The organism is Embleya scabrispora DSM 41855, assembly GCF_000372745.1.
In the GTDB taxonomy this organism is placed as follows: Bacteria; Actinomycetota; Actinomycetes; order Streptomycetales; family Streptomycetaceae; genus Embleya; species Embleya scabrispora.
On sequence record NZ_KB889595.1, the window covers coordinates 1 to 9,958 of the forward strand.

Consider the following 9,958-nt stretch of genomic DNA (forward strand, 5'->3'; position numbering starts at 1 on the left):
GACCAGCGATTCGACCGCGCGCTTGTTGCACGCGGGCAGCCCGATCTTGGTCAGGAAGTCGGCGAAGGAGTTGAACTTCCCCTTGCTCGTGCGCGCTTCGACGATGTCGTTGATGACGTTGTCGCCCACGTTGCGGATCGCCCGCAGGCCGAACCGCACGTCGGAGCCGACGGCGGTGAAGTCGGCCACGGACTCGTTGACGTCGGGCGAGAGCACCCGGATGCCGGCCGACCTGGCATCGGCCAGGTACATGCCCATCTTGTCCTTTTCGTCGCCCACCGAGGTGAGCAGCGCGGCCATGTACTCGGCCGGGAAGTTCGCCTTGAGATAGGCCGTTTGGTAGGACACCAGGCCGTACGCGGCGGAGTGCGACTTGTTGAACGCGTAGCCGGCGAACGGGACCAGTACGTCCCACACCGCCTGGATCGCCTCGTCACCGTAGCCGCGTTCGCGGCAACCGGCCTGGAACGGGATGAACTCCTTCTCCAGGACTTCCTTCTTCTTCTTCTTGCCCATCGCGCGGCGGAGCAGGTCGGCCTGGCCCAGGCTGTAGCCGGCCAACACCTGCGCGGCACGCTGAACCTGCTCCTGGTAGACGATCAGGCCGTACTGTGGGGCCGAGTACGTCCTGCAGGGGTGATTTCAGTTCGGGGTGGATGGGCGTGATCTCGCGACATCGACACCGCCGCGATCTACGGCAACGAGACCGGCGTCGGCCGTGCCCTGGCCGCCTCCGGGTTTTCACGCGAGGAACTGTTCGTCACCACCAAGCGGTGGAACGCCGACCAAGGGCGGCTGTTCCGCCCGAACGGGTACAGGGGCCTCGGCGAACGCCTCGGTATGCACCAGCACTTCCGCGCTCCAGGGCCACCGTGGATACAACTCGTCGGTGGTGACCGCGTAGAACCCCCGGGGCCGGGCGGAGGGAACGAGCGGCGCGGGAGCGGTTGCGGCTGGATGCCGCCGAGCGGTTCGGGCGGGGTGAGTCCAACGCGGTGGTCGCGTCGGAGTTACGGGTGGCGCGTCGGTCGGTCGAACGGTGGCGTCGTGCCCGGCGCGAGGCGGGTGTCATCGACATCGTGCCCACGCGCACCGCAAGGGGGAGCGCAGGAGCTTTGCCCGGACCGACTACCGCGGCCCGGCCGTGCGTGCGCACCTGCAACTCGGCGGCCCCATCGTCCTGATTCGGGACAACCTCAACACCCACCGTGCCGCTGATCTGCGGAAGTACGCCGCCGACCAGGACCGGTTGACGATCCGACAGACGGATGCCTCCCCGAGACGGGCCTCACCATCCGACCCGGGAAGTGAAATCCAACCACCGACAACACGACGAAACTCGGTAACATATTCGCCGCACTTCATGGTCGCGGGCGCGAAGTGCCGCGCCCGGTGGAGTTATGCATCAGGATGGGGATCCCGTGACGAGTTCCGTGTTCAACCACTCGGCCGAGGAAGAGGATCCCGCCGGGCGCGCGGCGCCGCCGATCGACGTCACGCGGGCACATCCGGCGCGTATGTACGACTACTACCTCGACGGCAAGACCAACTTCGCGGCCGACCGGGCCGCCGCCGAGCAGGCACTCGCCGCCTTTCCGTCCCTGCGCACGACCGCTCGGCAAAACCGCGCGTTCCTGCTCCGGGCGGTCGACCACCTCGCCCGTCTCGGAGTGCGCCAGTTCCTGGACATCGGCACCGGCATTCCGATCGAAGGGCGCAATACGCACGACGCCGCACAGGACCTGGATCCCTCGTCCCGCGTGGTCTACGTCGACAACGACCCCATCGTCCTCGCCCACGCCCGGGCGCTGCTGACCAGCCACCCGGACGGTGCCACCGCGTACATCGACGCCGACATCCACGACCCGGAATCGATCCTCGACCACCCGGTCCTCGCGGCGACCCTGGACATGGACCGGCCCCTCGCGGTGCTGTTGATCGCAGTCATGCACTTCGTACCCGACGAGGACGAACCTGCCGATATCCTGCGCCGGTTGACCGAACGCCTCCCGTCCGGGAGCTACCTCGCGCTGTCCCACGTCACAGGCGACTTCGACCCGGACGGATGGGCCCGGATCGTCGAGACCTACCGCGCCGCGGGTATCCCCGCGCAGACCCGCAGCCGCGGAGAAGTCACCGAGCTCGTTCGCGACTGGGAGCTGATGCCTCCCGGTGTCGAGTCCGTCTCGCACTGGCGTCCCGCTCCCGGTTCCGCGTTGCCGGAGCCGGCGGAGGTGTCCTGTTACGGCCTTCTGGCCCGCAAGCGCTGACCCCTACCGCCCACACTCCGGCCTGCTGATCCGGTCCCGAGTGGTCGTCAGGAGACGCCGCCACGGCCTGCGACTCGTTGGCGCCCGTTTGCCGCAGCCGACGACACCGACCCCGTTCCGTCTGTCGAAGGGACCTGTCGACGCACGTCGGCACCTGCAACCTCTCCGATCCGGAGCCGGCCGTGCGGACCGCGAGCGGTACGCCTGCCCGGTGAACGCAATCCGTGCGATGGACGTGCACGCGCTCGCCGTCCGGGAGTTCGTCGACGACGAGCCCGAGGACGGCGCGATGGGTCCGATGCGGTTGACCGACGCCACCGGGTCGAGGCGCACCACCGCACCGCCGGCTCCACCCCGCGCCGGGTGATTTCGCGGATTGCGGCGGCGTGCGTCCGACCTCGGCTCCGGGCGCGGACGGTTGTCGGTGCCGCACACGTGGCCGACGGTGTCGTCGAGTTCCGCGCAGGTCGCCATCCTCGGGCGCGAAAGCGCGTCTGCGGCGCGATGTCACGCCCCTTGGTCCCCAAGGCCCTTCGACACAACGATTGACGCGTTGGTCGGACGCTGCTCGCCGGCTGGTTGCGGTGGGTTCGGTACGTTCCCGGTCGTGCCTACACCTCGCGCAGCCACGCATCCACGCTGTTGCCGGAACTCGACCATATGAAGTCCAGCCGCTGGCCGTTACCGCATGCAAGGGAAGTGGACCTGGTGACGCCGCTGTAGGGGAAGGTCGCGTACACCTGGGCACACTGGCCGTCGTCGGGACCGTTGGTGTCCTTCACCCAGCCGTCGATTGTCACCTTGTTCCCCGAGCTGCAGATGACCGTCCAATGCGCCTCGGCACCGCCGCCCACCCTTACACCAACCCGGCCCCCGTCGCGGGCGGTTGTCATCCCATCAGTGGGCTCCACGACGAAGCTTTGGGACACGAGCGGCCCACTTTTTCCGCAAGTTTCGGAGGAACACCCTCCGTTTCGTTGTGGGTCGATCCGCCTACGCGTCCCCAACGAACCCTGCCAGGCAGGAGGAAATCCCCGCGCACAAACAGACGCGTCAAGCAGTCCACGGCCGCCGACACGAACATCCAGCTCCCGATGAAAACCGCACTTCACCGACTTGCGAGCCGCACCCGCTACGCCCATCGCATGCCGAGCCCGGTCAAGGCCGCGACACGTTCCCTCGGCCATGTGGCCTGTCGTTGTCGTGCGTTGGCCAGGGCGACCCCCAACTTCACCGCGCGAACCTCACCACCCGCTTCGACGGTCTCGACGTGTTTGCGCGGCACGCTCAGATGCCCTTCCCGCTCGCGGAACGCGGCTGCGGCGGCCAGGGTGAGCGCCCACCGGTCCACAGCCCGCATCGGCTCCGGACGCCCCCCGGCCTCCTCCGCGATCACCTCGACACCCACCCCGGCCAACGCCTCCCGCTGCGCCGGCGTCAGGCTCGTCCCGCCACGCCGTTGCCGCTCCAGCCATGCCCCGACGTCCTCGCCGCCGATGGTGTGTCCGGGCACGAGCTCCTCGAGGCTCCCGCCCGCCTCGACATGCAGTCGCACCGCCGTGAGTATGCGTTGCCACTCCAGCGACCACCACAAGGCGGGGTCGCTGCGCCCCGTGGGGTTCGGGCGACCACAGAGGCGCTCGGTACGGACGCGGCCGACGCGGTCGCGGCGGCACTGACCTCCGCAGGCGCCGAACCGGCCGGGCAGGGCACCTCACGTGGGCCGCGCATCCGGAGGATCAGGCGTTGACCGACCTCATCACCGAATTCATCACTCGTGACGAGGAATTCGCGCGATTGTGGGCCGAGCGAGACATCAAGGTCAACGGCCGCGGGCGCAAGGTGATGCGACATCCTGACGTCGGTGTGATCGCAGTGCATTTCGAAGTGTTCATGCCACTTCAAGATCCGGACCAGCGGTTGGTGATCTACCGCGCCGTGGACGATGAGAGCCAGTCCGCATTGGACCGGTTGTGCGCACGGTGATGTCGAACCGTCCATTCGTGCACGGGGCAGCCCTGACCGCCGACCAGGCAACACCGGAAACCATCGCCGGTCTGGTTCACCGGCACTGGATCGTGGAAAACAAGAGTCACCGGGTGCGCGATGTCGTCTATCGCGAGGACCACCGGATCGACTTGGAGCCGCTCGGCCAACCGCACCACCGCCGCCCGCGGCGTCGACGCCACTTCGTCCGGTACGAACCCCAGCCACGGCAGCGTGCACACCGCGACCGCCAGCCCCAACCGGTCCGCCGGGCCCCGGCCCCGGCCCGGATGCCGAGGTCAGCGTGAAGAACCGGAACAGTTCCCTCCCGGGGCCGATCTCAGGGTTTCACCCACCAGCTCGATCCGGTCCAGGCGCCGTACCGCGGCCAGGACGTGCGTGGAGTCGGTGCGCTGGCGCCCGCGTCGCCTGACCAGCCCCGCTTCCGCCAGCCGGTCCACCATCATCGCTGGCAGCCGGTCCACACGGTCGCCTTCGGCCATCCGGTCAGGGAAGTCGCTCAGCACCGAGAAGTCGAAGCCCGCGTCGTCCAACTCCAGTCCCAGGCGGTAATTTCCAGTCCAGACGGCACCGGACCGCCACTGCGGGCTGCCGGTCGGTGAGATTCTCGGCATACTGGTCGCCGACGACGCCATTCTGGTCCAGGAGGCGTCGATCATCGCCGGTATGCGAATACTCCTCGACCGCGCCGGCTTGGTCGTCGAACCGTCGGCCGCACTCGGCATCGCGGCGATCCTCGAAGACCGCGACCGCTTCGCCGGCCGACACGTGGTCAGCATCCTGTGCGGTAGCAACGTCGACATGGGTGCCTATCACCGCTGGGTCCGCGCGGCTCCCGTCCACAGGTCTTGACAATTGCTCGCGTGGGCCCGCGGCATGGGCCTGTTCCCAGGATGCAACGCCGAGGTCTGCCAGGGCTTGCAGATGATCAATACGTTGGTTTGATCTTTGCTCGGATTGACGGGACCGCTCGACTACGCGCGGAGGACAGCGAGTCCGGCGGGTGGAGATGTCGCGGGTTGGATGGTGGTCCCGTGTTGGTCGAGCAGTTTCCTGATCTTGTGGAAGGTGCGGTGCACGGCGGCTCGGCTGCTGCCGAACAGCACGGCGAGGGGTTCCGCGGGAAGGCTGAGCCTTGCTATGTAGGGGTCGGACGAGTCGGCGTTCCAGGGATCAGTACGTCGGACAGCGCCGACCACACCGCCTCGATTCGCTCCATCTGATAGTCCGCAGGATCGGCGCAGGCGAGAAGCCAGGCCGCTCCGTCAGGCAGTGCGCGTAGACTCTCCCACGCCTTCGTCGTGACAAGGCCGTCGCCCACCGCTCGCCCACCGCCGCCCCGCTCCGCGAAGCCCCGCGCGGGCCTCGGGCCCGGACACCGGCCACACCGTGGCACGTCGGCGCGTCAGGAACCGTCCGGCTGAAGGTTGTCGATGATCAGGCCGAGAGCGAAGTCGAAGCGGTCGTGTCCCGCGCCCGAGGTCAGTTCGGCCGCGTGCCGCCTGATCCGCGGAAACCGGTCGGCTGGCAGCGCTTCGAACCTGGCGACCAGTTCCTCGCGGCTGAGCACCCACTCGTGGTCCGGGTCCTTCTGCCGCTGTGCGAGCAGGGAGCGCTCCAGGGCGTAGGCGCCGACGTAGAGGGAGAGGCTGTCGATGGCCCACGCCGCCGTCTGAGGCCGGATGCCTCCGGCGAGCAGGATGGCCAGCAGGCCCTCGTTCACGCGGAGGGTCTCCAGGTTGGTGGGGATCACGGCGAGCGCCGCGCGGGAGACGCCCGGGTACATCAGGTACTGGTCGCGCAGCTGAGCGCAGACATCGCGGGTCTGGTCCCGCCAGGTCGCCGGATCGGGCTCGGGCAGCACGATCCGCGAGCACAGTCGCCCGATGATCAGGTCGTCGATGTCGTCCTTGTTGACGATGTGCGCGTAGAGCGAGGACGGCCCGGTGCCCAGGACGTGCGTGATCCTGCGGACAGTGAGCGCGTCGTATCCCTCGGTGGCGACGACGTGCAGGGCGGCGTCGGTGATCCGATCGAGCGTGATCGGCGCCTTGCGCGGGGGTGTCGGCGGCGCGGTATCGGCGGGCTGCGGCGCGTGGCGGGCCGCTCGGCCCCGCCTTGGCTGGTCGGAGGACATACCGACATCCTAGCTTGACCTGAACTAAGTTCGTCGCCTAGAACTTAGTTCATGACTACTGAACAAAGTTCGTTGACCGTTTCGCGCGCCGGTCCGCTCCCCCTCCGGCAGGCATGGCTGGTCCTGGCAGTCGTGTTCGTCGCCGAGATCATGGACCTCGACTCCAGCGTCGCCAACCTCGCCGGCCCGTCCATCCGCGCCGACCTCGGCGGCGGTCCGATGACCCTGCAATGGGTCCTGACCGTCTACACCGTGGCCTTCTCGCTCGGCCTGGTCACCTCCGGCCGACTCGGTGACATCCTCGGCCGGCGCCGCCTGTTCCTGCTCGGCATGACCGGCTTCACCCTCACCTCACTGGCCTGCGGTCTCGCCCCCGACCCCGGCTTCCTGATCGCTGCGCGCCTGCTCCAGGGACTGTTCGGATCCGTGATGATCCCCCAGGGCATGGCACTGGTGAAGATCGTCTTCCCGCCGCAGTACCTGCGCAAGGCCCTCATGCCGTTCGGCCCGATCATGGGCCTGGCCACGGTGGCCGGCCCGATCCTCGCCGGCTGGCTGCTCCACCTGAACCCGTTCGGCAGCCAGTGGCGCTCGATCTTCCTGATCAACGTCCCCTTCGGCATCGCCGCCGCCCTCCTCGGTCGGCGCGTCCTGCCCCACCACAGCGGCGAGGACCCCGGCACCCGCCTCGACCTCACCGGCGTGGCACTGCTCACCGCGGGGTCCGCCCTGCTGATCATCCCGCTCATCCAGGGCCGCGAGCTGGGTTGGCCCGCCTGGACCTACCTCTCGATGATCGCCTCGGTCGCGGTGTTCGCACTCTTCGTCGCCTCCGAACGCCGCAGCCCGCACCCCGTCATCACGCCCTCCCTGTTCCGCCGGCGCAGCTTCGTCATCGGGCTGCTGATCGTCGGCGGCTTCTACGCCTCCCTCAGCGCGTTCGTGCTCGTCATCAACCTGCTCCTACAACTCGGCCTGCACTGGACGCCGCTGCGCACCGGCCTCACCCTGATCCCCTGGGCCCTGGGAACCGCCGTCGCGGTCCTGCTCGCCGGCGCCGTACTCGCCGAGAAACTCGGCCGTGCCACACTGCGAATCGGCCTGTCCATCGCGATCGTGGGCCTGCTCGCCCTGTGGTGGACCGTCGTGCACTGGAGTACCGACGTCACCGCGTGGCACCTCGCACCCTCGCTCTTCCTGACCGGCTTCGGCGCGGGACTGATGTTCGTCCCACTCTTCGACTTCATCCTCGGCGACGCCACGACCGAGGAGGTGGGCAGCGGCGCCGGCATGCTCAACGCAGTCCAGCAGTTCGCCGGAGCCATCGGCGTCGCCGCCCTGGGCACCGTCTTCTTCGCCGGCGCCGCCCCCGGCACCACACACTCCTACTTCCACGCCGCGGAACTGGTCTTCGGCCTCTGTGCCGCCCTGTACCTCCTCACCCTCCTCCTCGTCGGCCGACTCCCGAAACACTCCCAACAGGCCCACTGACCCCCGCCCACGCACACCCATGCATCACACGCCGAACGCGCCGGCACCGACTCGCCATCACCCGCCCACCACCCTCGACCTCTGCCAAGCGCATCCCCGGGCCGGCACAAGGAGAGTCCATGCATGATCAAAACCTTGCCGCCCAGGGTCGGGCCGCTCGGGGCAGCCCTGGCGCCTGGCGCGCCTGATTCGCCGGGCGGTCCGGCCTGTTCGGCCATCACCTGCGACGCTGCGACCGGTCGGGCACAGGTCGAGACGGGTCGAGGCGGTTTCCATGCCCCCGGCCCCGAGATCTCGCAGCAGCAGCCGCCGGACCCGCCGTCCCCTCGGCCGGCGGGTGTTCGGTCGGCGAACGTGGTCCGCCCCTGCCGGGCGGCCACGATCTGCCTGGCGTGCCCTGAGCTTCCCCCGTTGTGCAGGAGGTGTTGAATAGCTGGTCAGGGCGGGTTGCGGGGGTTTGATGACTGCCTGATTGGCCGTCGCTTGTTCGGCGTAGTGCCTCGTGAAGACCTCCTTCAACCTGCGGTCGAGGGAGCAACGTATGCATTCGGCAGCGCCATCGGCAGGCTGTCGGCGGCGGTTGAAGTCTGGTTCTGGATCACTTTCCGTGCCGGAGCCACGGAGGGTCACCGAAACCGCCATCATGAACGGCCGTGGGTGATGAACTCCTCCAGGACCTGTGGTTTCACCGGGTCGATGGCGTGCTGGTCGAAAACGTTGCGACGGACGGCGAGTTGGTGGTCGTACGAGCTCGCGTAACAGCGGAGCGGGCAGGGTGTCCCGGCTGCGGTGTGGTCTCGGCCCGGGTCCACAGCCGGTACCTGCGGCGGCTCGCGGACAGCGCGGTCGGCCATCGTCGGGTGGTCATGGAGTTACGGGTCCGCCGGTTTCGCTGTCGCGAGGAAAGGTGTCCGCGGGCAACGTTCGCCGAGCAGATCCATGGGCTGACCTTCCGCTATGGGCGACGAAGCGTCGGCCTGCAGACGGTTTTGCAGCGGCCGGCTCTCATGCTGGCAGGCCGAGCCGGTGCCAGGCTGGTGAACGCGCTCGCGGTCACGGCGAGCCGGTCGACGCTGCTGCGGCTGATACGCGCCCTGCCCGAGCCGGTTTCGTACACGCCCACAGTTCTCGGAGTGGACGAGTTCGCGCTCCGCAAGGGACACGTCTACGGCACGATCCTGGTGGACATCGAGACCCGGCGCCCGGTGGATCTGCTGCCCGACCGGACCGTTTCGACGGTGGCCGCATGTTCGGCGGGTGGGACGTGGCCGATCCCACCGTGGAGTCGTGTGTGGTTGTGCCAGTCGATCCACTCGGCGGTGGCGAGTTCGACGGCGGCCAGGGTGTGTCACGGACCTCGGAGTTTGATCAATTCCGTCTTGCAGAGCTCAAAGAGGCCGATGGTGGACGGATTCCATCAGGGCGTCGTCGAGGGCGTCGCCGACGGTGCCGATGGATCCGGCGGTGCCTCACACGCCAGGTGGGCTGTGAGACGGAACGAGGTGTACTGGATGGATTCAACTCCCCGTGCCGGACGGGATGTTGTGTGCGGTCGCGCTGCCACAGGCCCATCTCGAACACCGAAATACGAGGTCGGTCCGCTTGTCGGTGGCGGCCGACCGGCCGACGACGCGGCGCGAGAAGTGTCCACGACGAACGCGACGCAGGGCTCACCCGTGATCTCCCTGCCGCAGGGCGGTGCGAAGAACGCCCGTGTGGCTCATGGGTGCCTGCTGCGCCGGCAGGTGGTGCGGCGGAACGGCGGCAGCCTGTCCTCGACTCCCGCCGTCCCGCCGGGACCTATTTGGTGAATGCGAACCCATTGACGTTCACGAAGTCGGACGTGCTGCCTGAGGAGAACACCAGATAGACGTCGTGCCGACCCCGACCGATTCGACGNTGNGGCGTGGGCGCTGCGTGGCGGCGGTGTGCAGCGTCAGCGGCGTGTGGTGGGGCGGCAGCGGCGCATGTAGTAGGCGTAGGTCAGTGCCAGGGTCATCGGCCCCCACAACATGCCCGGCGCGATGCACACCCGGGCGAGCGTGCACCACCA

The 9,958-nt window shown here is 68.4% G+C and carries 8 protein-coding genes and 6 pseudogenes; 8 read left to right on the forward strand and 6 right to left on the reverse strand.

Annotated elements, in window-relative coordinates; all coding sequences use genetic code 11:
- Window positions 1-673: pseudogene (locus A3IC_RS53390) on the reverse strand (helix-hairpin-helix domain-containing protein); the annotation flags it as partial.
- On the opposite strand from A3IC_RS53390, the pseudogene A3IC_RS70715 reads away from it, so the two are divergent.
- From A3IC_RS70715 to A3IC_RS68450, 4 genes and pseudogenes are all read left to right on the forward strand, one after another.
- A pseudogene (locus tag A3IC_RS70715) lies at window positions 670-792 on the forward strand (aldo/keto reductase); the annotation flags it as partial. The pseudogenes A3IC_RS53390 and A3IC_RS70715 sit on opposite strands and share 4 nt — an antisense overlap.
- A 155-nt stretch (window positions 793-947) precedes the next feature.
- Window positions 948-1,184 carry a hypothetical protein gene (locus A3IC_RS74015; protein WP_483782872.1) on the forward strand — a complete coding sequence of 79 codons (237 nt, stop codon included), beginning with the start codon at window positions 948-950 and terminating at the stop codon, window positions 1,182-1,184.
- 237 nt (window positions 1,185-1,421) lie between these two features.
- Entirely contained in the window at window positions 1,422-2,270 is an 849-nt protein-coding gene (locus tag A3IC_RS0109465; protein ID WP_020549817.1) for an SAM-dependent methyltransferase, read from the forward strand.
- Window positions 2,271-2,481: 211 nt separating this feature from the next.
- Window positions 2,482-2,637, forward strand: a complete 156-nt coding sequence (locus tag A3IC_RS68450; RefSeq protein WP_158695871.1) for a hypothetical protein — start codon at window positions 2,482-2,484, stop codon at window positions 2,635-2,637.
- A gap of 244 nt (window positions 2,638-2,881) precedes the next feature.
- Here A3IC_RS68450 and A3IC_RS0109475 read toward each other — a convergent pair whose 3' ends face one another.
- Window positions 2,882-3,163 (reverse strand): hypothetical protein, encoded by a 282-nt coding sequence (locus A3IC_RS0109475; RefSeq protein ID WP_158695872.1) that lies wholly within the window; start codon window positions 3,161-3,163, stop codon window positions 2,882-2,884.
- A 239-nt stretch (window positions 3,164-3,402) separates the two neighbouring features.
- Window positions 3,403-3,825 (reverse strand): Helicase associated domain protein, encoded by a 423-nt coding sequence (locus tag A3IC_RS0109480; protein WP_158695873.1) that lies wholly within the window; start codon window positions 3,823-3,825, stop codon window positions 3,403-3,405.
- A 170-nt stretch (window positions 3,826-3,995) separates the two neighbouring features.
- On the opposite strand from A3IC_RS0109480, the pseudogene A3IC_RS53395 reads away from it, so the two are divergent.
- Window positions 3,996-4,256, forward strand: a pseudogene (locus A3IC_RS53395) (MmyB family transcriptional regulator); the annotation flags it as partial.
- On the opposite strand, the pseudogene A3IC_RS73410 reads toward A3IC_RS53395, so the two are convergent.
- Window positions 4,199-4,525: pseudogene (locus tag A3IC_RS73410) on the reverse strand (hypothetical protein); the annotation flags it as partial. The pseudogenes A3IC_RS53395 and A3IC_RS73410 sit on opposite strands and share 58 nt — an antisense overlap.
- 63 nt (window positions 4,526-4,588) lie before the next feature.
- Window positions 4,589-4,880 (reverse strand): annotated as a pseudogene (locus tag A3IC_RS53400) (transposase); the annotation flags it as partial.
- A 9-nt stretch (window positions 4,881-4,889) separates the two neighbouring features.
- Between A3IC_RS53400 and A3IC_RS62030 the strand changes: the two are divergent.
- Window positions 4,890-5,129, forward strand: a pseudogene (locus A3IC_RS62030) (pyridoxal-phosphate dependent enzyme); the annotation flags it as partial.
- Between the two features lie 553 nt (window positions 5,130-5,682).
- Here the strand turns inward: A3IC_RS62030 and A3IC_RS0109505 are convergent.
- Window positions 5,683-6,414, reverse strand: coding sequence for a TetR/AcrR family transcriptional regulator (locus tag A3IC_RS0109505; RefSeq protein WP_020549824.1), 732 nt, complete (start codon window positions 6,412-6,414; stop codon window positions 5,683-5,685).
- Between the two features lie 51 nt (window positions 6,415-6,465).
- Between A3IC_RS0109505 and A3IC_RS0109510 the strand changes: the two genes are divergently transcribed.
- Both A3IC_RS0109510 and A3IC_RS73415 read left to right on the forward strand, forming a co-directional pair.
- Window positions 6,466-7,905, forward strand: coding sequence for a DHA2 family efflux MFS transporter permease subunit (locus A3IC_RS0109510; protein WP_063744818.1), 1,440 nt, complete (start codon window positions 6,466-6,468; stop codon window positions 7,903-7,905).
- 653 nt (window positions 7,906-8,558) lie between these two features.
- Window positions 8,559-9,716, forward strand: coding sequence for a transposase family protein (locus A3IC_RS73415; RefSeq protein WP_079026344.1), 1,158 nt, complete (start codon window positions 8,559-8,561; stop codon window positions 9,714-9,716).
- Window positions 9,717-9,958 lie beyond the last annotated feature (242 nt).